Raw genomic sequence first — 21,944 nt, forward strand, 5'->3', positions numbered from 1 at the left:
GATGAAAGCCGCACCGGACGCACAGAAGCGCCTCCTTGACCTGGCTGAGCAAGACGCAGCCCTCGACCGGCTCCGCCACCGCCGCCGCACCCTCCCCGAACTGGCCGGCATCGACGACCTGACCAAGCGTCTGGCGCAGATCGCCACCCAGATGATCGCCGCCGAGACCGAGGCCACCGACCTGGGCCGCGAGCAGGCGAAGGCCGAATCCGACGTCGACGCCGTCCGCCAGCGGGCCGAGCGCGACCAGAAGCGCCTCGACTCCGGCGCCGTCTCCTCGCCCCGCGACCTGGCCGGTCTCCAGTCCGAGATCGCCTCTCTCCACCGCCGTCAGGGTGACCTCGAAGAGGTCGTCCTGGAGATCATGGAACGCCGCGAGTCCGCCGACGCCAAGGTCGACGCCCTCCGCGTCGAACGCGAGACCGTCACCGCCGACCTGGTCGGCGCCGAGAGCCGCCGCGACACCGCCTTCGCCGAGATCGACAAAGACGGCTCCGAGGTCACCACCCGGCGCAAGACCATCTCCGGCGAGATCCCCGCAGACCTCCTCGCCCTGTACGAGAAGCTGCGCGAATCCAGCGGCATGGGCGCCGCCCTGCTGAGCGGCGGCCGCTGCCTCGGCTGCCGCACGACGATGTCGATCGCCGACCTCAACGTCATCAAGGCCGCCAAGCCCGACGAGGTCGTGCGCTGTGAGGAGTGCCGCCGGATCCTCGTCCGGACCAACGAGTCGGGCCTGTGACGACCTACTCGATCGAGGCCGACGGCGGTTCGAGGGGTAACCCGGGCCCCGCGGGCTACGGCGCCGTCGTCTTCCACCCCGACGGCGCGGTCGCCGCCGAGGCGGCCGAGTCGATCGGCGTGACCACGAACAACGTGGCCGAATACCGCGGCCTGATCGCCGGCCTGACCGCCCTGACGAACCTGGGCCTCGACGGCGTCGCGGTGGAAGTGCGCATGGACTCGAAGCTGGTCATCGAGCAGATGGCCGGCCGCTGGAAGATCAAGAACGAGGGGCTTCGGCCCTTGGCCACCGAGGCGGCCGCTTTGGCGCGGCGCTTCCGGGTGACGTGGACGTGGATCCCCCGAGAGCGGAACACCCACGCCGACGGCCTGGCCAACGAGGCGATGGATGCGGCGGCACGTGGCGAAAAATGGTCGAGTACGAGTACGCATACGACGACGCGGTTCGTCGACCCGGATCCAGATCAGGAACGGGAAACAACGGATCAGAATCCGGAAGCGGAGCGGCAGGAAACGCCGGGGCCTGAAGGGCCTGCTGATGCGCCTGCTCAGACGTCTCTTCTAGGAGAGACGTCGTCGGTTTCCGTCACCTCTACGTCGACCGTCTCCACCGGCCGCACCGGGAACCCGTGGACCGGCGCCACCCGTGTCGCCACCACGTTGATCCTGCTGCGCCACGGCCAGACCGCCTTGTCGGTCGAGAAGCGGTTCTCCGGCCTGGGCGATCCCGCCCTCACGGAACTGGGGGAGTCGCAGGCCGCCAAGGCCGCCGAACGCCTGGCCGGAGCCAAGCTCGACGCCATCGTCTCGTCCCCGCTGGGCCGGGCGAGGCAGACCGCCGAGGCGGTCGCCAAGACGACCGGGCTCCCCGTCCACGTCGACGAAGACCTGCGCGAGACCGACTTCGGCGCCTGGGAAGGCCGCACCTTCGCCGAGATCCAGGAACGCTGGCCCCACGAGATGACCGCCTGGCTCAACGACCCGGCAGTGGCCCCACCCGGCGGCGAGAGCTTCCAGACGGCCGGCCACCGCGTCCAGCGGGCACGCGAACGCCTCCTGGCCGGTCACCCGGGAGAGACGGTCCTCGTCGTCTCCCACGTGACCCCGATCAAACTGCTCGTCCGCTACGCCCTCAACGCGCCCCCCGAGGCGCTCTACCGCATGCACCTCGACCTGGCGTGCCTGTCGGCCATCGACTACTACAGCGACGGCCCGTCGGTCCTGCGCGTGTTCAACGACACGGCGCATCTGACCTTTCCACGCTGACCCCAGAAGAGCTGAGCGGGAGCCGCACGTCGAGGATCAACCCGGTCATCGACGGCTTCTCGGCCCCCGCGCTCTTCAGAATCGAGAGCATGCGGTTGTTGGACGCGTACACACTGGCGGTGATCACCCGCGCCCGCCTCGACGGCGCGAGAGCGAGCGCATAGCGCATCAGCACCCGCCCGAGCCCGAGCCCCTGCCACCCGTCCTCGACGAGCAGCGCGACCTCCGCCTCACCGGGCTCGAGATCCATCAGGTTGGTCATCGCGATGATCTTCTCCGGCTCCCCCTCGGGATGGGTGACCAGCGTGACCCCCCGCTCGGGATTGGTGAACATCCGCATGACCGCGTCACTCAGCCGCGGCAGCGGCCCGAAGTACCGCGACCGGATGGTCTCCGGTGTGCACCTTTCGTGCATCTCCCGTACGCCCTGGGCGTCCTCCAGCGTCATGGGCCGCGTGACCAGGTCCGTCCCGTCGACACGCAGACGAGGATGCGCCTGCTGGGTGACCCTGATCGGCCGTGGCCCTCTCGGCGGCCTGTTCATTTCCGACTACCCCCTCAGTGGTTTCGTGCGACTCCGGTTGTAGCCGCCCCCGCGGCCACCGTCTGTGCCATTGGACGCGGTCACGCTTGCCGCGTCCTTGGGGCGCACTTGAGGATCGGGCCACTTTGACGGGGACCACTAGGCGTCTTGCCAGCTCCGGGGCACGTTGCCCGATGGACCACTTGGAGAGGGCCACAAGGGTGGCTTGGAGAGCCGATAGGGTTGGACGTACGGCGGACGAGCCGGCCGGACGGCCGCGTCGGAACCTTCACGGGTTCCGCCGAGGAAGGTCCGGGCTCCACAGGGCAGGGTGGTCGGTAACGCCGACCCGGGGCGACCCGCGGGACAGTGCCACAGAGAACAGACCGCCTTTCCCCCACGGGAGAGGTAAGGGTGAAACGGTGGTGTAAGAGACCACCAGCGCCCCCGGTGACGGGGGCGGCTAGGTAAACCCCACCCGGAGCAAGGTCAAGAAGGGAGTCTCCGGACTCCCGCGCGCGCCGCTTGAGGGCTGCCCGTCCGATGGTGCGCGGGTAGACCGCTTGAGGTCACGAGCAATCGTGGTCCTAGATGGATGGCCGTCGGTCAGCAATGACCACAGAACCCGGCCTATAGGCCGACTCGTCCGCCTTTTGACCGATCTCCCAACGTCAATGGAGATCGTTCACCCGCCAGGCCGACCGATTCCGGCACAGGCGACAAGATCACCTCGCGACTCCGGCTCGCCGTAGCCAGGTACCGTCCACATGCGATCATGCACGAATGATCGAGCCGCAACTGGACGCATCCTTGTCGCGAGCGAGGCCCGGCCTGCGAATGGTCATGGCGGGCGCGGTCGGGATCGTCCTTCCCGCACTTCTCCTGACGTGGGTGGCCGTGCCGTGCATCCCCCGAAGACTGCTCGCTGTGGTCGTCGGATCGTCTCTCGCGCTCTACGTCTAGGCCTTCCTGCTCGGCTACTACATCGGACGGCTCAGGATCCGGAGATTTCCGCGAAATATGGATGCGCAAGCTTCGCGTGAGTGAATTGGCGGTCCCCGTTCGCCCGCCTACCTACTTAGTCCAAGTACATATGTCAACTTCAGAAACAGTGGCCGACTGCTGACGGCCCTTAGAGTGTTTCCGATCAAGCAGGAAGAATCGGAAAGGACTCAACGCGCCGCAATGATCCCCAAGGAATCACTCCGGGCACTCGCCGAGGCGAAGGGCCGGCTCGCGACGCACGGGTGGGCGGTGCTCACCGAGATGGGATTCACCGACGGCGAAGAGGTGGATCTGGGGCTGGTTCGCGCCATGGTCGGCAAGCTGGGGAACATCACCGCGCGCGACGGCTCGACCGAGATCTGGCCTGTTCGAGCAGACACCTCCGACTCCGCAGAGACTTTCAGCCGGCGCACCGGACCTGCCCTGCTCCATACGGACGCCGCCTACCAGCCCGACCCCGAACCACTCCTGATGCTCTTTTGTGTACGACCTGCGGACGTAGGCGGCCACACGAGGATGCTCACCTGTCAGGATGCGATCACCGGCCTGCCTGAGAACGTCGATGCGGCGCTCCGCGAACCGCAGTGGCGCTGGACGCCGCCGAAAGTCTTCGATACTCCACCAGACGAATGTCACCCGGTGCTGTCCGCAGACGACAGGGTGCGGTGGCGTTATGACAACCTCGATGTCCCGGAAACCCTGAAAACAGTGGCCTGGTTGTTCTCCGAACATATTGAGAGCCATCCGGCCGTCATTGAATTCCCGCTGAAAAGCGACTCGATATTGATATGCGACAACCACAGGGTCATGCACGGGCGAACATCTTTCGGCGACACGGAGCGGCTGCTGCTGCGTGCGAGCGTGAAACTCGGGCCTGCGAACTGACGAAGCTGGCCCTGGAGGTTCCCGCCGAAGGGGCGGAGGCCGACGCGTGGCGGTTGCGAGGACTGGCCGAACTCCTCCTGGTCGCCGTCTCCACAGGGGATGAGGTGCTCATCCGTGCCGTCGACCGTGCTGCGGCGATGATCGAGAAGGGCCCGACGCTCTTCGTCGAGCGACTGCGCGCTCTGCGCGCCTACGCCGGTCCGGTCCCTCGTCGCTATCCGGTCCCGAGCTATGAGCGGCGCGACATCGCTCCGGCACGAAAGACGGTCGAAGCCGTCGTGGCGCTCGGGAAACTGATCGACTCGATCGAGGTCATCCGACCGGCGACCGGCCAGGTCCGGACTCCCGCTCGACTGTCCGACGTAGCGGCCGCACTGGACCAGATGAAGTCGATACGTCCGCTGTCCGGCGGAGTTCACCGTTGCCGGCGGGTGACCGTCGACCGAACGCTGGTATGGCGCGGCTGGTTCGGCCAGAGCGGGTCACCGGTCATGCTCTTCGTCGAGCAAGATCTCGCCCAGGTGGAACTGGAGCTGATGTACGGGCTGCACGCCGGAACTCACCTCGACCATCTGACCGAGGTCCTCCAATCCACCGGGCCGGCTGCGGCGGCACGACTTGAATACGGCAGCGGACTGCTGGTCGCCGAAAGCGTTGCCATGGCTGCGGAATTCATTGCATTCGCCTCGCAGAAGCACGAACTGGCAGAACAGGCGCGGTCTTTTCTCCGACGATCCCTGATCGAACGCATCGCGCGCATCCCGAATCTCAGGGATCACCTTCCGCCGGAGAGTCGGTTCTCTCCCGCCGTGTGCGATGCCATGGACCTCACTCCGGCACATGAGTTCGCCGCCCTGCCCACTCTCGCGGGGTCATACGTGAGCGGGCCGTTCGAACTGGCCAGGCGCAGATTCAGGCATCCGCTGATTCCACCCGCGTGTGCGGAGGCGCTTACCCGGGCTTGGGCCGAGGTCATCGGGGGACGCTAGGAATCGTTCCAGGTGTGGTCGTCGTCATCGTATTTCGCCGTTTGCAGGCCGATCCTCTGAGCGAGTGTGCGGGCCGACACAAGAAGCGGATGACCGTCGGCCAACGCGGCCAGGCCGTGTGCCAACGGCGTTCTCTCGAGCAGAGGCGCCAGAACGCCCTGCGCGGCGGCCGTGTCCTCCCGGGAAAGGCACCGAAGGGCCTCATCCTGGCGAAGGCCGAGGATGACGGGATGGGTTGCGTCCATCCCGTGCTCCGTGAGCTGCAATGCCCTGCGGAAGTAGTTCCTGGCGGCGGCGTGATCGGCCAGTTCATGGGCGACCCTTGCCAGCAGTTGGAGCGTCACCGCGTGAGCGGGAGGGGCCAGTCCGCCCGCGACCTCTGCTTCCTGCTCGTCGATGAGGGAGAGAACGGTGTGTGCCCGTGCGTACTGTCCCATTTTGAGCAGGATGTAGGCCTGCTCTCTCTGGAAGCTGAGGACCAGAGGGTCCGCAGGGGGCAATCGGAACGCTCCGAGGAGCTTGCCCAGGTCGGCCGTGAGCCGCCGCATGCCGTCGCGAGGGTCACCGGATTCTGCGATGGCAGCGGCATACCGGTATCGCGCCTCGTAGGACAGCCGGAACGACACCCTTTCGGCGAACCAGTCGGTCATGACCGGCGCGCTTTCGAGGAGTTCGGCGGCCTTCTGGTGATCACCGAGCGCTGTCGCCGCGCGGCTGGCGAGTAGGAGGTCGTACTGCGGCCAGTGGCTCATCGGAGACATCCGGGCCAGGCGGAACTTGCCGGCCTCGGAGATGTGCTGACTGGCTTCGTGCGGATGGCCGGCATCCAGGAGTGCTTCTCCCAGGGTGAGACGCGCGGATGCCGTGTTGAGGTTGTCCAGACCTCCGAGGCGGGAGCGGCGGTCTTCCACCAGGGCCGTGCCGCGCCGGACGGCATCGATCACCTTGCCCGCTTTACAGGCGACGACCGCCCACGCCTGTTCGGTGAGAGTGAGCCGCCGCCATTCGGCGTTGTGGTTCCGCGAGTCCCCCGCGAGGCGCACTCGGATGGCGAGTGCCCGCTCGATGAAGAAGGACGCCTTTTCGATGTCACCGGCTTCACACCAGGCTTCTCCCAGGTTGCTGTCCGCCCTGGCCATACGCGACTCTTCGCCACCGAGGTGATGTTCGGCCAGCGTGTGTGATCGCGAGAGTGCCTGCCTGGCCCCCGCATGATCGCCCCATCTCAGCAGCGAGAGACCCAATCGGCTGGTCGTGTCGCACAGGGCTTCCGCGTCGAGCCTGAGGCGCGCGGGGGTCGGATTCTGCACCGCTTCATCGAGCATGGTCGCGACCGACGTGCCTTCTTCCGCGCTGCGGCGGTGCAACACGCTGTTCTCCAGCAGCAATCGTGCCAGTGTGCCGCGTGCGGATATTTCCGCGTGGGAATCGGTGCCGCGCTGCCGGATCGTGGCGACATGGCGCTCCGTGCTCTCCAGGTTGTGGATCCACGGGCCGGACAGTCGGACCAGGTGCCGCTCGAACCAGAAGGCGGCGATACCCGCCGCGAGGCGATCGACGTCTCCCACAGGGTCGGCCAGCGACGCCCGGAAGGATAGATCGGAGAGGAACCTGGCCTGTTCCTCCACCTCGTTGTTCGTGATGTGAGCGACGGACTCCGTGGCCGCGCGGAGAGTGGGCGCCAGGTACTCGGCGAAAACGCCGCACCTGCAGTTCCACCCGTCGGACGCCACCTTTCCCCAGAGCCCATTGCCCCATCGAGGCGCCCGCTGCCCGGATTCCCTGGTGGTGGCCCTGCTCTTCTCAGTCGTGGCGATGTCCCCGATACCGCGGCCGATCTGGGTCATCAAGAAGCGTTCTTCCCGATGGAACCTGACGATCTCCTCGATGCATCGGGAGACGGCGAACCGGGCGGTGACCACCGACTCGATTGCCGGAGGCGTATCCATGCGGCGGGATTTAGAAAATTCACGCCAGGCATGAAATCCCGCTAAAGCTACCCAAACCCGGCGACTCTTGGTTTCGCTATGAAGCCATACCGTGCTTCGTGGCTGATCACCCGATCCTCGGCTGTCATGCACGGCGGGCAATCGGACGGCTGCGGCGACTTGTTCGACCCGTGCGGCGTCGTACTCGGTGTTTCTCAGTACGGAAGCGGCTGCCGCGCCGATGGCGGCCAGGCGAGTCTCCACCGCCGATATGGCAGGCACTACCGGTCTTCCTCCCAACAGGGCCGACCCGATGTCCGAGTTACTACTACCACATCATGACCTTCGGCCGGTGTCGTCGTCCAAGTCTGCGCTGTCCTTCCCATTAATGTGCGCGACGGCGACGAGGATAATCCCTGACCCGAACACCATGAGAAAGAAAATCAATGATGCCGCGATCGCTATATGGCGCAAATCGGGGAGAAAACCACCGAGCAAAGCCAGTGCCAATGCCGGAAGCGTGGCTGCGGCCGTCACGATGAGCACCGCCACGGCCAGTTCGCCCGCCGTCTCGGCGGCCCCTGAGGCATGCACGTCCACTCCGATGCCGCGAACCCTGACGTGCAAATCCCGGCGCGGCTCATCCGCCGGAGTCGGCGCCGAGTACGAATTTCCTGAGCCGTCACCGATACGTCGATGGCGCCTTTTCCTGCCCATACCCCAGCCTCCCATCAGAGCCGATTGATCCGACTAAGCGGAGGCTACAAGTGACCCTGCGGGGTCATATAGCCATCGAGACCTGGCCGCTGCACCCAACCGGCCTCGCACTGTTACGCCGCGTTACTCCGCTGAGTTCCATCCCCCGGGTATGAAGTTGGGTTGTGAACCTGCGGAACGTCCTTGAACAGTAGGTCGAGCACACGGTTGCGGAGCACCGGCTCGGCGATGCTTGAAGCGACCGGTTCCGAGAGAGTCGAGCCCGAGAGTATTCCGCACACAGAATAAGAAGGTCCGGACGTTGTGCGTGGTGGCAGAGCTATCTCGCCCGCTCTGAAAGCCCGCGGGCACCTCGGGGCTCGCTGATCGAGCCCCGATGCGTGGCCAGAGTTGGCGGGGCGAGAGAAGATGACAGACGCACTCGGGAAACCAGCATCGACAGAAGGGAGGGCATCGCTCAATGAAGTCAGTGTTTTCCCGGTTCAGATGATCCGGGAAAAGACGACGCGGAACCAGGGCCCGTCCCTCACCGTTTGGCGGGACGGTCATCTTGCGAGCCACTCCGGAGGGTTGCTCCGCCAGGTTGTCACCGGGTGGTGACACCCTTTCCGGGCGCGACGAGCATTCGAGCGGCCGCGAACACCGAGCGAAAGAGGGACCGTGAAATCCAACCCAGTTCACGACACACCCGTCGCCCCCACGCAATGGGCGACCATCTCCGTCGTCTACCTCGGCGGTGTCGTCGCGGCCATGAGCCTCGGCAAGTTCGCCCCGGTCGGCCCGGTCGTCACCGACCAGCTGGAGCTGTCGTTATCCCAGCTGGGCTGGATCATCTCGGCCGTCGTCGGCGTCGGCGCCGTCTTCGGCCTCCCCGGCGGATATCTGGTCCGCCGCTTCAGCGCCCAGCGGTCGCTCGTCTACGGCCTGGCCCTCGTCGCCGTCGCGAGCGCCGCGGGCGTCGGAGCGAGTGACTTCACCTGGCTCCTCACCGCGAGGATCGTCGAAGGCGTCGGCTATCTCCTGGTCACCATCGCGGGTCCCGTCCTGGTTCTGCGGCTGGCCGCCGAACGCGACCGGAGCGCGGCCCTGTCGGTCTGGGCCACGTTCGTCTCCGTCGGCCTGTTCGCCGGCACGCTCGTCGGTGGTGTCGCGGGGGAGGCCCTCGGCTGGCGGGGGTGGGTCGGGGCGCTCGCCGCGGCCACGCTGGTCATGGCGGTCGTCCTATGGCTGTGCCTGCCGCGGGCGGGAGCGGGTCCGCAGACGGCCGGGTCCGTGCCGCGGTTGCGGGCGCTGCGGTGGCCGGGGGTGCTGGCCGCGTCGTTCTGCCTGACCGCGCTGGTGACCATTCCGGTCATCGTGCTGCTGCCCACGCTGCTCATCGACCAGCACGAGCAGTCGGCCGCGGCCGCGGGCGTCAGCACTTCGGTCATCTCGCTGCTCAGTGCGGTCGGCGGGCTGCTCGCGGGCATGCTGCTGCGGCGTGGGTCGCGGGTCGGGGTCCTGGGTCTGTTCGGTCTGTTCGCGGTGCCCGCCGCCTGGCTCGTGTACGGCGGGGGCCCGCTCGCCGGGGTGCTCGGGGGCGCCGGGGCGTTGTCGCTGGCCAACGGGTTCCTGGCGGCCATCGTGTTCGCGGCCCTGCCGCTGATCCTGGAGCGGCTCGACCACGCCGACGTCGGCAGCGGCCTGGTCGCCCAAGGGGGCAGCCTCGGCTCGCTGCTCGGGCCGCCGCTGTTCGGGGAGGTCGCGGCCGCTTTCGGCTTCGCGGCGCTCGCGCCGGTCATCGCCGCCGGTCTCGTCGTCGCCGTCGGCGCGCTGGTGCTGGCAGGGCGGCGCTCACCGGGGCGCTGAGTCATATCGCGTCCAGCACCTCCTGGCGCAGGCGTTCGACCTGGGCGCGGACCTCGTCGTAATCGCCCGGCGGGCCGCACGCCGAGAGTGGCAGGAGAAAGATCTTTAATCGTATGAAGTAAACAGCATTTGATTTATTCGCCGGAATTGCCGCGAATAAGGCTGTGAAGTTATATCTGACCTCTTCGTCACTGTCTGTCATGCTTCGGTTGCTCGCAATCCATCCGTAACGTATCGGTAACGGTTAGAGCCGCCGCACTGGTGTGTTCATCGTGTGAACGCTAACAATTCCATCAGATGTCCCCTCGAGTGAGCGGCTTCACATGCCTCTGGGTCCTGAGAGCCCTGGGTGCCGTGGCGCCGCAGTACTTGCCCTGCTCGAACCCTCGGGCCGGCGGTGCGGTTCGCCGTGCCGCCGACGCGTGTGGGCCGGTCCGGCATGTACTGAATTTGTTAACGCTAACATTCCGTGGCGCGATCACGTGTTCATACGAGGGCCAAGCTTGCAAGTGAAGGGAAGGCCATGACGGCATCCGAGAAGTCAGGAATGAGCCGCCGCAACTTCGTGCGGACGTCGGCAATCGGAGTGGCGTTAGCCGCGACGGCCAACAGTGTTCAGACAGGGGTGGCCGAGGCCGCGCCCGCGAACGTCACCCAGTCCCTGGCCGGAATCCCGTACGTCGGTGCCGGCAGCAACACCGCGGTCAAGCCGTTCTGGCTGCACGAGGTCAGCCTCAACGCCGGTCTGCTGCAGGAGAAGCGCGACCGGATGAAGGCGTTCCTGCAGGCGTTCGACGAGCGCCGCTTCCTGTTCCTCTTCAACAACCAGGCCGGCCGGCCCAACCCCTCGGGCGTCACCGCGCCCGGCGGCTGGGAGGACGGCGGCCTGCTGAGCGGTCACTGGGCCGGTCACTACATGAGCGCCCTGGCCCAGGCCTACGCCGACAAGGGCGAGGCGGCGTACAAGACCAAGCTCGACTGGATGATCACCGAGCTCGGTGCCTGCCAGGACGCCATCACCGCGCGGATGACCGCCGGTGGCGGCGGCGAGGAGCCGCAGGCCCTGCCCATCGGGCGGGTGGCCGGCAAGTTCGGCAACGCGCTCAAGCTCAACGGCGGCAGCAACGCCGAGCACATCAAGCTTCCCCAGGAAGCGGTGTCGCAGCTCACCAACTTCACCATCGCGACGTGGGTCAACCTGGCCGCGGCGCAGAGCTGGAGCCGGATCTTCGACTTCGGCCAGAGCACCGCGATCAACATGTTCCTGACCGCACGTTCGAGCGGCACCGGGACGCCCCCGCGGTTCGCCATCACCACCACCGGCACCGGCGGCGAGCAGCAGATCAACGGCACCGCGGCCATCCCGACCGGCCAGTGGGTGCACATCGCCGTCTCGCTCTCGGGCACCGTCGGCACCATGTACGTCAACGGCGCCGTCGTCGGCACCAACGCCAACATGACGCTGAACCCGACCAACCTCGGCGTGCCGGGCAACGTCTGGATCGGCCGCTCGGCGTACGGCGACCCGATGCTGAACGCGAGCATCGACGAGTTCCACATCTTCGACCGGGCCCTGTCCCAGGCCGAGATCGACTCGCTGCAGACCTCCCCGGCGGGCACCACCGGCGGCGGCAACATCGCCTGGTACAAGTTCGACGAGACCGACGGCGCCTCCGCCGTCGACTCCTCGCCCAACAACCGCCCGGCCGGCATCGTCTCGATCCCGCAGTCCGGCGGCACCCTCTGGAAGCCCGTCTACGCCGGCTACCTCGGGGCCATCCCCGAAGACGCCGTCATCCGCGTCGGCCCGCCCCGCTACGCCCAGTACGGCGGCAACGCCAGCACCAACGTGTGGGCGCCCTGGTACACGCAGCACAAGATCATTCGTGGTCTGCTGGACGCGTACACCCTCACCGGCAACACCAAGGCCCGTGAGATCGCGGTCAAGATGGCCGACTGGGCGCACAACGCCCTGACCACCGGCGACAAGAACCACGCGAACTACACCGGCCCGATCACCCGCGACAACCTCAACCTGATGTGGGACACCTACATCGCGGGCGAGCTCGGCGGCGCCAACGAGGTGTTCGCGGAGATCCACGCGCTCACCGGCGACGCCAAGCACCTTGAGACGGCGAAGCTGTTCGACAACCGCGAGTCGCTCTTCGGCGCCACGGTCGAGAACCGCGACATTCTCACGGTGACCAACCCGACCGCCTACGGCCGCAAGCGCCCGGCCCGCCTGCACGTCAACCAGCACGTGCCCGGCTTCTCCGGCTACATGCGGATCTTCGAGCAGGGCGGCGGCGAGGACTACCTCAAGGCGGCGAAGAACTTCTTCGGCATGCTGGTCCCGCACCGCATGTTCACCCACGGTGGTCTCGGCGGCAACTACCCCGGTTCGAACAACAACATCGAGATGTTCCAGAACCGGGACAACATCGCCAACGCGATCGCCCAGGGCGGCGCGGAGACGTGCTCGATCTACAACGTGTCCAAGCTGGCCAGGAACCTGTTCTTCCACACGCAGGACCCGGCCTACATGGACTACTACGAGCGGGCGCTGTTCAACCAGCTCGCCGGTTCGCGCGCCGACTCGGCGTCCACGAGCAACCCGCAGGTCACCTACTTCCAGCCGCTGACGCCGGGCGCCGCCAAGTCGTACGGCAACACCGGCACCTGCTGCGGCGGCACCGGCCTGGAGATCCACACCAAGTACCAGGACGCCGTCTACTTCAAGTCGGCCGACGGCTCGGCTCTGTGGGTCAACCTGTTCGTGCCCGCGAGCGTGAACTGGACCGAGAAGAACTTCACCCTCACCCAGGAGACGAACTTCCCGCGCCAGGCGAGCACCAAGCTGACGGTCACCGGCAGCGGCCAGCTCGACATCAAGCTGCGCGTGCCCAAGTGGGCCGTGAACGGCTACACGGTGAAGATCAACGGCATCACCCAGCTCCTCACCACCCCGACCCCGGGCACGTACGTGACCCTGAGCCGGAACTGGAGCAACGGCGACGTCATCGACATCGCGTTCCCGTTCAGCATCCACATCGAGCGCGCCATCGACCGGCCCGACACCCAGTCGATCCTGTGGGGCCCGCTGCTCATGCCGATCCTCGGCAACCCGGGTGGCGGCGCCTACCGTGAGCTGACCCTCTACAAGCACCTCAAGCGCGACGGCGACTACTCCCGGGCGGCCGTCACGGCGGCCGGCGTCAACGCCGCGGGCGACCCGCTGTTCACCACGAGCGGCTTCAACCTGCGCCCGTGGTACGTCGGCGACACCCAGGCCCACTCGGCGTACTTCCGCCGGGTCGAGCCGAAGATCGTCTTCGGCAGCGTGGACTCGGGCGTGCCGAACGTGAAGCGCAACGACGGCCTGCCGAACTACGACGTGCCGGTCACCGGCATCGTCTCGCCCGGCACCGACGGCCCGACGTTCCTGGACCTGCTCTGGGACAACGCGCCGTTCGCCACCCACGCGGCGTTCATGGCCAAGGTCAACTCCACGGCCGACGCGTTCGTGGCGGCCGGGACCCTGACCGCCGAGCAGAAGGCCGCGATCGTGGCCGCCGCCGACAGCGCGCGCGCCGAGCTCGCGCCCGGCGCCGAGATCCCGGTCACGGTCGCTCCGGAGGCCCGTTTCATCGCCGGTACGGCCTACCTGGCCGTCCGCGTGACGAACGACCACGACGCCCCCGTGGACGTCGTGATCGAGACCGCCTACGGTACGAAGACCTTCACCGACGTCGCCCCCGGCAAGTCGGCGTTCCAGCAGTTCAACGTCCGCGCCGCGGCCCTGCCCGCGGGCGAGGTCACGGTCACGGTCACCGGTACGGTCGACGGCGACGAGGTCACCACCGAGGTCGTCAAGCCCTACGCGGCCAAGTCCAACTAGATCACCCCTCAGGTCTCCCGCAGTGAAGGTGGCACATGACAGCCGAGTTCAGGCCATCGGAGCTGTGGGAGCCTGACACCCGCCGCGACCCGCACGCGTTCTACGCGCGCGTGCGGGCCGCGGGCGGGCCCGTGCCCCAGATCGACCCGGCGGGCGACCGCTTCTGGGTCGTGGCGGGCCACGCCGACGTCCTCGAAGGTCTCCAGCACCCGGAGATCGGCCACGAGGTGCACCGGCACCAGAGCGGCGGCTGCCCCGTCGCCCACGGGCAGGGCGAGGCCGAGCGCATCGCCGCCCGCCAGCTCATCTCCCTCGACCCGCCCGACCACACCCGCCTGCGCGGCCTGGTCAGCCGGGCCTTCACCCCCCGCATGGTCGCCCGCCTCGAACCGTGGATCGCCGACGTCGCCGACGAACTCGTCGCCCGCGCCCTCCACCTGGGCACCTTCGACGGCGTCGCCGATTTGGCCGACCCACTGCCTGTGAATGTCATCGCCCAGCTCGTCGGCGTCCCCGAGAACGACCGCCCCCAGTTCCGCGCCTGGTCGGCGACCATCGTGTCCGGTTCCGACTACGACGGCATGGCGACGCTGGCGTTCGCCAACTACATCGACGAACTGGCCGCCCGCCGCCGCATGGCCCCAGAAGACGACCTGCTCTCCGAGTTGGTGGCCCTGGAGGCCCAGGGCGACGCCCTCGACCGCGACGAACTCGTCGCCATGGTGCAGCTCCTGCTCATCGCCGGCCAGGAGACGACCGTGGACGTCATCGTCAACGGCATCCGCCTCCTGCTCACCCACCCCGACCAGTGGAACGACCTGCGCAAGGACCCGTCCCTGGCCGAGCTGGCCGTCGAGGAGACCCTCCGCTTCCGCGGCCCCGTCGAGATCGTGCCTCCACGCTTCACCTTCCGCGCGCTCGACCTCGCGGGCGGCACCATCCCCGCCTTCGAACGCGTAGCCCTGTCGTTGTGGGGCGCCAACCGCGACCCCTCGATCTTCACCAACCCCGACGTGTTCGACATCCACCGCCCGGACGTCCACCGCCACATCGCCTTCGGCCACGGCACCCACTTCTGCCTGGGCGCGTCATTGGGCCGCCTGGAGGCCCGCATCATGTTCGACCGCATCGCCCGAGAACTCGGCAACCTGGAACTCGCCGTCCACCCCGACGACGTCGACGGCTTCCGCCTCCACCACGGCATCATGCCTTTGCGCCTCGGCACCGCCTGATCGGCGGGTTCCTGGAACGGTCCGACAGACCTTATGGTGGAACTCCAGGTTGGTGCGGAGCGTGGTTTCGAACCTCGGGTGCCCTGAATCCGTCTCTTCGGGTGGGATCCCGACACGGGAGGCGTCATGCGCAGGTTCCTCACGCTCCTGTTCGTCGTCCTCGCGCTCGTCTCCTGCACCCCCGACCCGAAGGCCCCGCCGAAGGCTCCCGGCCCGAAGGTGGCCGATCTGTGGCGCGACTTCCCCGTCACCTCCGCGCTCGACCGGCCGCTGATCGTCCTCGATCCTCTCCCGCTCACCAACGAGACGGCCCGGGGGCGGGTCCCCGCGCCAGCCTCGCTGCCCGCCACCGTCCCGCCGTCGAGGCAGCTCACCGTTCAAGGGCTGTCCCGGTACGTCACCCTCACCAGCTCCCGCGACGCCCTGTCGGCCATCCGGTCCCATGTCACGGCCGGTCAGCCGGAGGTGCGGGTCACGGCGACCGAGCTCACCGAATCGCCCTTCACGACCGACCGGGGGCCGGTGGAGCTGCCCGCCTGGGAGTTCCGGCTGGCCGACGGCGGCACGCTGACCTGGCCGGCCCTCACGGCGGGGTATTTCTGGCGGCTGGGGTCGGTGGTGCCGTCCACGCTCGTCAGTGACCTGTCGGTCGAGGGGCGGACGATGTCGGCGACCTTCATGGTGAGCTGGGGGATGCCGTGCCCGGGGGTGGCGGCTCCGCAGATCGTGCCGACGGCGGTCGAGTTCCCCTCGTTCGTGCAGATCGGGCTGAAGGTGTCGAGCACCGAGACGGGCGACTGCGACCAGCGGGTGGGTGTGCCGGTGAAGAAGGCCACGCTGGCGTTGCGGGAGCCTCTCGGGAACCGCGTCGTGGTCGACTTCACCGGACGCGTGATCCGGCGGGCCTAGCCGAACCAGCCGGGCACGTCGAGGCGGAACGGGTCGCCCGGCGTCATCCGGCGCAGCGCCTCCTCCAGGTCGTCGAGCCTCTCTTCGCCGAGCTCCGCAGCCCACTGCGCGCGCAGAGCGTCGAACACCTCCGCCGAGCGCCGCAGGGCGTCGAGGCCGAAATCGGTCAGGACCACCGTCTTGCGGCGCGAGTCGGCCGGATCGGGGACGCGGGTGACGTAGCCCAGGCCCTCCAGGGTCTCGATGGTCTTCCCGGCGGCCTGTTTCGACACGCCCAGCGTGCGGCCGAGCGCGGCGGCCGAGTCGGCGCCCCGGGCGACGGCCTGGAGGACGAACCCGTGCATGGGACGCATGTCGGGGTGCCCCTGCACCGCCAGCTCCTCGTGGAGGGCGTCGATGAGCACGCGGAAGGCCATCAGCAGCCGCAGCGGCAGCTCGAACCCGTTTGACATAAAAGACAACCTCGTTGACTATATGGACAACGACATTGTCTATCTTAGGGGATCAGAAATGACCGTCATCCGCGCCGCGGCCGCCCGCCGCTCCGAGACCCCCGGCGGGGTCATGACCACCTTCGCCTCGCCCACCCAGGGCGGAGCTGGACGTTCCCTCTGGAAGGTGGAGGTCCCGGCGGGCGTCGCCGGGCCGAGGCACGACTTCGACAGCGAGCAGATCTGGGCGTTCGTCACCGGCGGCGCCACGGTCGAACTCGGCGGCGAGACCTTCGAGGTCGCGGGCGGCGACACCGTGGTGATGCCGCCGCACACCGCCCGCCGGGTCACCGCCGCGGGAGAGGGGTTCACCGCCGTCGTCACGGCCGCCGGGGGAGCCCAGGTGATACTGGCCGACGGGACCGTCCACGGCACCCCGCCCTGGATCGCCTAAGGGATCGCCTAAGGGCTGGTCTCCCGTAGCACCGTCGTCGTGCCCGCCGTCACGGTGACCTCGCCGGCCGGCTGGGTGCCGCCCTTCGGGCCGAGGGCGGCGATCAGGCCGCGTCCGTCGACGACGTCCTTCACCGAGGCGCCCGTCACGGTGATGCGCAGGACGTCGCGGCTGCCCGCGACCAGGTAGTACCACTGGCCCGACGGCGCCTGCCACCAGGTCGCCGACACCACGTGGCGCTTCAGCCGGGAGCAGTCCCACGTGCCGGTGAGGCTGCCCGTCGGGATCGTCACGGTCCGGCCGGGGGTGGCGACGGCGAGGATGCCGCGCACCGCGCTCGTGCCGTCGGCGTTGGCGAACCGGGCGCACATCCAGCGCGCCCGCGCCGCCTCGGGCAGCTCGCCCGACCAGAACTCCCAGGCCGTCGCCGCCTCGGCCTCGGCCGCCGGGAACGGCAGCGCGCACGACAGGTGCGCCCACGCGCTGAACCCGCCCGGCGACACGTCGATCTCCTCGGGCCCGAGCCGGTTGATCTCCGCGGGCGGCGGCGCCTGGTGCGTCACGTTCGCGAGCGCGAGCCGTCCCAGATCGAGCATGGTGTACGGCATTCCGTGCGCCACCTGCGGCGCGCGCAGCCGCAGCACCGGGCCGCGCCAGCACGGCCCGACCGTGACCTGGGGCACCGGATCGGTCACGCCGCCCGTCACTGTGATCGGCCGCCACTTGGCGCCGAGACGGCTCAGGTTGGCCGCCGACACCTCGGTCACCCACGGCGGCAGCAGATAACGGCCACCCGACAGCTTCAGCGGGCTCGACCCGTCGGGCTTCAGCCGGGGCTCGGGGAACACCTCCAGCGACCGCGACCGGCCGTCTTCGGCGTAGCGGGCGACCCGGCCCGAGTCGCGCAGCAGCACGACCGTGGTGCCGTCGAGACGGCCCGCGAACAGCAGCTGGGGTGCCACCGGCGGGGTGGGCAGCGCGCCCGACACCGGTTGCGCGGTGACCTCGCCCTGCCAGGCCCGGACCACCCGGGTGATCAGGCCGTCGTCGTCGGTCAGGTCGCCCCGGGGTTCCCAGGTGTGCAGGTCGAGGGTGGTGGTGGTCCGCCAGGTGCCGGGGGAGACCCTGCTGACCTCGGGTAAGGCGGGTTCGGCGGTGGTGGCGGCGCTGACGTCGTACAGGCCCAGCAGGTGGGGGACGCCCGAGACGGCGAGGAGGCCCCCGGCGGCGAGCAGCGCCATCAGGACCTTGGACGGGCCCCGGCCGTAGATGCGGGCCAGCGTCGGATCGGCGGCCGGGCGGTGGTCGGCGAAGCGGCCGTGCTCGTCGTCGAGAGCCTCCAGCAGCGCCAGCGCGATCGTCGGCTCGGCCACCCCGGCGGCGGCCAGCAGGCGCCGGGCCTCACCGGCGTCGAGGCCCTCGATGCGGGTGAGCGCGTATCCGGCGCGCGCGGCGGGCGGCAGCTCCTCCAGCGCCGCGGTGAACGCGCGTTCGTCGCTGCGGACGACGGCGGGCACCACCTCAAGGCGGCGCCCGAACCCGATCAACGGGTAGGGACGCCGCTTCAGCACCCGTTTCAGCACGTCGAGACGGGCCTGGGCGGGGTCGTCGGGACGGCGCAGGAGCGCCTTCGCGGCGAGGCGGTGGGCGAGCAGCACCCGCCGCTCGCCGCTGTCGGGCGGCAGCGTCAGATAGGCGAGCCACACGAGGTCGCGGTAGGGCCGGGCAAGGGCGGAGTTCCCCTTGATGGACCTTGCCATGGAAACGAATCTCCCCGAGTCATCACGCGGTGTAGCCGCCTGAACGCGGCTCGTGAATCCTAGGGGCAGGGTCCCACTCTCGGTGGGGATGCCGGGAAAGTCGTCAGGCCCGCTTGTCCCAGTCGGCCAGGATCGCGGCCTCCTTGTCGGGATCGATCCCGTGCTGGAACCGCGCCCCGAACACCCGATCTTCGACCGGGACGTGCCGCAGCCACTCCCACGTGTCGCGCACGGTCTCGCTCACCGGGCGGCACGTCAGCCCCGCCGCGTGGGCCTTGGAGGAGTCGGTCAGCCACGTGCCGGGCATGCTGTCGTCGGCCCAGAGGGGGAACTCGGTCCACATCTGCACCCCGTGCTCGTGCAGGACCGCGTCGTCGACCCAGACCAGCTCGGCGTCCGACCCGGTCACCTCGATGCAGTCGCGCAGCCACCGCCCATAGGTGGTGTTCGCCGGGACGCCACCGGTCATGAACTTGCCCGTCGCGCCCTTCTCGAGCTGGGAGATCGTGAACGCGGCGATGTCGCGGGCGTCGATGAGCTGCATCTCGCGGTCGGGGTTCCCCGGCGCGACCACCCGGCCGCCGCGCTCGATGCGGGTCAGCCACCAGGGCAGGCGCCCGACGTTCTCGTGGGGGCCCAGGATCAGGCCCGGCTGGACGATGAGCGTGCCGCCCTCGAAGAACTCGCTGACGGCCAGCTCACAGCCCGACTTCGCGGTGCCGTAGTCGCCCTCGGTCGCCTCGGGGTCGCCAGGGAACTGCTCGGACTCCTCGGTGATCCCGATCTCGCCCGGGAACCCCTTGTAGACGCTGATGCTGGAGATGAACGCGTAGAGGGGCGCGTGCCCGTTGAACACGCGCACCCCGTCGAGCACCGTCGCCGGCGTGTAGCCGCACACGTCGACGATGGCGTCCCACTCGCGTCCTTCGACGAGCCGCACCAGGTCGTCGTGGTTCTCACGGTCGCCGTGGACGATCTCGACGCCGGGGCGGTCACTGCGGCTCACGCCCCGGTTGAACATGGTCACCTCGTGGCCCCGGGCGAGGGCCTCGTCGACGTGGGCCCGGCCGAGGAAGACCGAGCCGCCGATCACCAGAATTCTCATGGCCCCATCTTGGGCGCCCGATACCTTCCGCTCCGAGCGGTTTCACGCCAAGCCGATTTCACCCTGTGCGAATTCAGAGACTGCGAAGTTCCGGCACCGGGCTGAAGCCTTCCTCATCGAGAACGTGTACTCGTGCCGTCGCGATGTCGAAGTAGAGCCCCGACAGCTCCAGTTTCCCGGCACGTTCCAAACGGTCGACCATCGGATGGCTGCGCAGGTTCTCGAGCTGCTGGATCACGTTGATCCGGCACAGGTGGTCGAGCGCCGGCTCGTCGGGCCCCGCAGGGCTGCCCTCGAACCGCTCGACCGTGTGGTGGCCGTGGCGCAGCCAGTTGCCCACCGCCGTCAGGCCCGTGGGCGCCTCGCCGAGCAGCGCCGCCATGGCGCCGCACCCCGAGTGTCCGCACACCGTGATGGTGGAGACGCCGAGCACGCCGACGGCGTATTCGATCGCCGCCGCCACCGAGTCGTCGGACGGCACCGACTCGAACCTCGGCACCAGGTTGCCGACGTTGCGCACCATGAACAGGTCGCCAGGACCGCTCGCGGTGATCACCGACGGCATCACCCGCGAGTCGGCGCACGTGATGAACAGATGGGACGGCGACTGCGCGCGCGCCATGCGGGTCAGCAGCGGCCGGATCAGTGGAGCGGTCCGGCGCTGGTATTCGCGGGTGCCCTCCAGCAGGTCGGCCTGGTCGGCCGGGGGCCTGCGGTGCGACCACGGCAGCCACGACCAGTCCTGCTTCGGCGGCGTCTTGGCTGGGAAGACCCGGGTTCCGCTGGCGGCGGCCATGTACCAGTTGTCGTGCAGCTCGTCGATGTCGACCGTGCCGCCCGCCCGCTCGTGTTCGAGCCGCCAGTTGTGCAGCGCCTCGAACGCCGCGTTGTCCATGAAGTCGACGTTGAGCAGCAGGTCGACGTTGGCGCCGCGCGGGATCGTGCGCAGCGACTCGGTGAGCCTGGGCACCCCGATGAAGATGAGCGAGCCGGTCACCACGACCCGCCAGCGCCCGCCGCCGGGGGTGACCTCGACCGACACCCAGGTCAGCCGCCGCAGCGCCAGCAGCGCCGCCAGGCCCAGCCCGATGACGATGCCCTCGGCCAGCCCGATCAGCACGACCGCGCCCATGGTCAGGAAGTAGATCGGCATCTCGCCGTGGCCGCGCAGCCCGCGCGCGGTGCCCAGGTTGACCATCTTCACGCCGATGAACAGCAGCAGCGCGGCCAGCGCCTCCATCGGGATCAGCCCGAGCGCGGAGGCGAACGCGACCGTCGCGATCAGCACCCACACGCCGTGGAGCACCGTCGACCAGCGGCTGCGCGCCCCGGCCCGGACGTTCGTGGTGGTGCGGACCACCACACCCGACACCGGCAGGCCGCCGAGACCGCCGGACACGACGTTGGCGACGCCCTGCGCGCACAGCTCCCGGTCGAGGTCGGCGCGCGGGCCGTCGTGCATGCGGTCGGCCGCCACGCAGGTCAGCAGCGACTCGACCCCGGCGAGCACGGCGACGAGCAGGATCGAGGCGGCGATGGCGTGCCAGTCGCCGGTGGGCAGGATCGGCCCGGCGAGCTGGCTCAGCCCGTTGGCGAGGTCGACCTCGGTGAACTGCCAGCCCGCCACCGCCGCCGTCGCCGTCGCGATGGCGAGCGCGGCCAGCGGCGCGGGCACGAACCGGACCTTCGGAATGCGGTCCCAGATGAGCAGCACCCCGATCGTCAGCAGCCCGATCATGACGGCGTCGCCGTGGAGACCGGCCACCTGGGCCGGTATCTCGAGCAGGTTGTCGAGGGCGGACCGCTGTGGGCTGCCGCCCAGCACGATGTGGAGCTGCGAGAGCGCGATGACGACGCCGACCCCGGCCAGCATGCCGTGGATGACGGCGGGCGAGACCCCCAGAGCGGCCCTCGCCACCCGGAACGCGCCAAGGACGATCTGCAGCAGCCCCGCCGCGAGAGTGATGGCACAGGTGGCCCGCCAGCCGTACACCTGGACGAGATCGGCCACCACCAGCGACAACCCGGCCGCCGGGCCGCTCACCTGGACGACGGAGCCGCCCAGGGCCCCCGCGACGATGCCGCCGACGATGGCCGCCACGAGCCCGGCCGCGATCGGCGCCCCGGACGCGACCGCGATGCCCAGTGACAGCGGAACCGCCACCAGGAACACCACGAGCGAGGCCGGAACGTCATGCCGCAGCACATCAAGGAAACGCTGCGTGGTCGAACTGTTACCCCCGGTCATGC

17 protein-coding genes and 1 other RNA gene are annotated in these 21,944 nt (G+C 68.8%); 10 read left to right on the forward strand and 8 right to left on the reverse strand.

The window, feature by feature from the left end:
• The first annotated feature begins 1 nt into the window (after position 1).
• Together ACYQ78_RS24895 and ACYQ78_RS24900 are read left to right on the forward strand one after the other, a co-directional pair.
• Complete coding sequence (locus ACYQ78_RS24895) at positions 2 to 742, forward strand: zinc ribbon domain-containing protein (protein WP_459803313.1); 741 nt, start codon at positions 2 to 4, stop codon at positions 740 to 742.
• Positions 739 to 2,010: a bifunctional RNase H/acid phosphatase gene (locus ACYQ78_RS24900; RefSeq protein ID WP_459803314.1), complete on the forward strand. Its 1,272-nt coding sequence runs from the start codon at positions 739 to 741 to the stop codon at positions 2,008 to 2,010. The genes ACYQ78_RS24895 and ACYQ78_RS24900 overlap by 4 nt, the downstream gene beginning before the upstream one ends.
• On the opposite strand, the gene ACYQ78_RS24905 is transcribed toward ACYQ78_RS24900, so the two are convergent.
• The gene (locus tag ACYQ78_RS24905; RefSeq protein WP_459803315.1) at positions 1,976 to 2,554 is read right to left on the reverse strand and encodes an N-acetyltransferase family protein; all 579 of its coding nucleotides are present in this window, start codon (positions 2,552 to 2,554) and stop codon (positions 1,976 to 1,978) included. The two genes, ACYQ78_RS24900 and ACYQ78_RS24905, sit on opposite strands and share 35 nt — an antisense overlap.
• A 238-nt stretch (positions 2,555 to 2,792) precedes the next feature.
• Between ACYQ78_RS24905 and rnpB the strand changes: the two genes are divergently transcribed.
• The 3 genes from rnpB (at position 2,793) to ACYQ78_RS24920 (ending at position 5,412) form a co-directional block, all read left to right on the forward strand.
• Positions 2,793 to 3,182: RNase P RNA component class A (rnpB, locus tag ACYQ78_RS24910), an RNA gene on the forward strand.
• A gap of 536 nt (positions 3,183 to 3,718) precedes the next feature.
• A complete protein-coding gene (locus tag ACYQ78_RS24915) occupies positions 3,719 to 4,423 on the forward strand; it encodes a TauD/TfdA family dioxygenase (protein ID WP_459803316.1) in 705 nt (234 codons plus the stop codon).
• A 104-nt stretch (positions 4,424 to 4,527) separates the two neighbouring features.
• Positions 4,528 to 5,412 carry a hypothetical protein gene (locus ACYQ78_RS24920; protein ID WP_459803317.1) on the forward strand — a complete coding sequence of 295 codons (885 nt, stop codon included), beginning with the start codon at positions 4,528 to 4,530 and terminating at the stop codon, positions 5,410 to 5,412.
• Here ACYQ78_RS24920 and ACYQ78_RS24925 read toward each other — a convergent pair.
• Both ACYQ78_RS24925 and ACYQ78_RS24930 read right to left on the reverse strand, forming a co-directional pair.
• The gene (locus ACYQ78_RS24925) at positions 5,409 to 7,604 is read right to left on the reverse strand and encodes a hypothetical protein (RefSeq protein ID WP_459803318.1); all 2,196 of its coding nucleotides are present in this window, start codon (positions 7,602 to 7,604) and stop codon (positions 5,409 to 5,411) included. The genes ACYQ78_RS24920 and ACYQ78_RS24925 overlap by 4 nt on opposite strands.
• Positions 7,605 to 7,676: 72 nt before the next feature.
• On the reverse strand, positions 7,677 to 8,057 hold the full coding sequence (locus tag ACYQ78_RS24930) for a hypothetical protein (protein WP_459803319.1): 381 nt from the start codon (positions 8,055 to 8,057) through the stop codon (positions 7,677 to 7,679).
• A gap of 660 nt (positions 8,058 to 8,717) precedes the next feature.
• On the opposite strand from ACYQ78_RS24930, the gene ACYQ78_RS24935 reads away from it, so the two are divergent.
• Positions 8,718 to 9,905, forward strand: coding sequence for an MFS transporter (locus tag ACYQ78_RS24935; protein ID WP_459803320.1), 1,188 nt, complete (start codon positions 8,718 to 8,720; stop codon positions 9,903 to 9,905).
• A 1-nt stretch (position 9,906) separates the two neighbouring features.
• Here ACYQ78_RS24935 and ACYQ78_RS24940 read toward each other — a convergent pair whose 3' ends face one another.
• A complete protein-coding gene (locus tag ACYQ78_RS24940) occupies positions 9,907 to 10,107 on the reverse strand; it encodes a hypothetical protein (protein ID WP_459803321.1) in 201 nt (66 codons plus the stop codon).
• Between the two features lie 345 nt (positions 10,108 to 10,452).
• Between ACYQ78_RS24940 and ACYQ78_RS24945 the strand changes: the two genes are divergently transcribed.
• The 3 genes from ACYQ78_RS24945 to ACYQ78_RS24955 all read left to right on the forward strand — a co-directional run bounded on the left by ACYQ78_RS24945 (position 10,453) and on the right by ACYQ78_RS24955 (position 15,944).
• Entirely contained in the window at positions 10,453 to 13,803 is a 3,351-nt protein-coding gene (locus ACYQ78_RS24945) for a beta-L-arabinofuranosidase domain-containing protein (RefSeq protein ID WP_459803322.1), read from the forward strand.
• Positions 13,804 to 13,838: 35 nt separating this feature from the next.
• Complete coding sequence (locus ACYQ78_RS24950) at positions 13,839 to 15,035, forward strand: cytochrome P450 (protein WP_459803323.1); 1,197 nt, start codon at positions 13,839 to 13,841, stop codon at positions 15,033 to 15,035.
• Positions 15,036 to 15,161: 126 nt separating this feature from the next.
• On the forward strand, positions 15,162 to 15,944 hold the full coding sequence (locus ACYQ78_RS24955) for a hypothetical protein (RefSeq protein ID WP_459803324.1): 783 nt from the start codon (positions 15,162 to 15,164) through the stop codon (positions 15,942 to 15,944).
• Here the strand turns inward: ACYQ78_RS24955 and ACYQ78_RS24960 are convergent.
• Positions 15,941 to 16,396: a MarR family winged helix-turn-helix transcriptional regulator gene (locus ACYQ78_RS24960; RefSeq protein ID WP_459803325.1), complete on the reverse strand. Its 456-nt coding sequence runs from the start codon at positions 16,394 to 16,396 to the stop codon at positions 15,941 to 15,943. The genes ACYQ78_RS24955 and ACYQ78_RS24960 overlap by 4 nt on opposite strands.
• A 58-nt stretch (positions 16,397 to 16,454) precedes the next feature.
• On the opposite strand from ACYQ78_RS24960, the gene ACYQ78_RS24965 reads away from it, so the two are divergent.
• Positions 16,455 to 16,829 (forward strand): cupin domain-containing protein, encoded by a 375-nt coding sequence (locus ACYQ78_RS24965; RefSeq protein ID WP_459803326.1) that lies wholly within the window; start codon positions 16,455 to 16,457, stop codon positions 16,827 to 16,829.
• Between the two features lie 8 nt (positions 16,830 to 16,837).
• On the opposite strand, the gene ACYQ78_RS24970 is transcribed toward ACYQ78_RS24965, so the two are convergent.
• The 3 genes from ACYQ78_RS24970 to ACYQ78_RS24980 form a co-directional block, all read right to left on the reverse strand.
• Positions 16,838 to 18,589 carry a hypothetical protein gene (locus tag ACYQ78_RS24970; RefSeq protein ID WP_459803327.1) on the reverse strand — a complete coding sequence of 584 codons (1,752 nt, stop codon included), beginning with the start codon at positions 18,587 to 18,589 and terminating at the stop codon, positions 16,838 to 16,840.
• 103 nt (positions 18,590 to 18,692) lie between these two features.
• Positions 18,693 to 19,694, reverse strand: coding sequence for an NAD-dependent epimerase/dehydratase family protein (locus ACYQ78_RS24975; RefSeq protein ID WP_459803328.1), 1,002 nt, complete (start codon positions 19,692 to 19,694; stop codon positions 18,693 to 18,695).
• Positions 19,695 to 19,767: 73 nt separating this feature from the next.
• On the reverse strand, positions 19,768 to 21,942 hold the full coding sequence (locus ACYQ78_RS24980) for a SulP family inorganic anion transporter (protein WP_459803329.1): 2,175 nt from the start codon (positions 21,940 to 21,942) through the stop codon (positions 19,768 to 19,770).
• Positions 21,943 to 21,944 lie beyond the last annotated feature (2 nt).

Source organism: Herbidospora sp. RD11066, assembly GCF_054661255.1.

Excerpts from the sequence above, each read along its gene's own strand:
- ACYQ78_RS24940 (WP_459803321.1), bottom strand. The coding sequence starts at position 10,107 with ATGACAGACAGTGACGAAGAGGTCAGATATAACTTCACAGCCTTATTC.
- ACYQ78_RS24945 (WP_459803322.1), top strand. The coding sequence starts at position 10,453 with ATGAGCCGCCGCAACTTCGTGCGGACGTCGGCAATCGGAGTGGCGTTA.
- ACYQ78_RS24930 (WP_459803319.1), bottom strand. The coding sequence starts at position 8,057 with ATGGGCAGGAAAAGGCGCCATCGACGTATCGGTGACGGCTCAGGAAAT.
- ACYQ78_RS24960 (WP_459803325.1), bottom strand. The coding sequence starts at position 16,396 with ATGTCAAACGGGTTCGAGCTGCCGCTGCGGCTGCTGATGGCCTTCCGC.
- ACYQ78_RS24970 (WP_459803327.1), bottom strand. The coding sequence starts at position 18,589 with ATGGCAAGGTCCATCAAGGGGAACTCCGCCCTTGCCCGGCCCTACCGC.
- ACYQ78_RS24950 (WP_459803323.1), top strand. The coding sequence starts at position 13,839 with ATGACAGCCGAGTTCAGGCCATCGGAGCTGTGGGAGCCTGACACCCGC.
- ACYQ78_RS24980 (WP_459803329.1), bottom strand. The coding sequence starts at position 21,942 with ATGACCGGGGGTAACAGTTCGACCACGCAGCGTTTCCTTGATGTGCTG.
- ACYQ78_RS24905 (WP_459803315.1), bottom strand. The coding sequence starts at position 2,554 with ATGAACAGGCCGCCGAGAGGGCCACGGCCGATCAGGGTCACCCAGCAG.
- ACYQ78_RS24915 (WP_459803316.1), top strand. The coding sequence starts at position 3,719 with ATGATCCCCAAGGAATCACTCCGGGCACTCGCCGAGGCGAAGGGCCGG.
- ACYQ78_RS24895 (WP_459803313.1), top strand. The coding sequence starts at position 2 with ATGAAAGCCGCACCGGACGCACAGAAGCGCCTCCTTGACCTGGCTGAG.
- ACYQ78_RS24965 (WP_459803326.1), top strand. The coding sequence starts at position 16,455 with ATGACCGTCATCCGCGCCGCGGCCGCCCGCCGCTCCGAGACCCCCGGC.
- ACYQ78_RS24955 (WP_459803324.1), top strand. The coding sequence starts at position 15,162 with ATGCGCAGGTTCCTCACGCTCCTGTTCGTCGTCCTCGCGCTCGTCTCC.
- ACYQ78_RS24975 (WP_459803328.1), bottom strand. The coding sequence starts at position 19,694 with ATGAGAATTCTGGTGATCGGCGGCTCGGTCTTCCTCGGCCGGGCCCAC.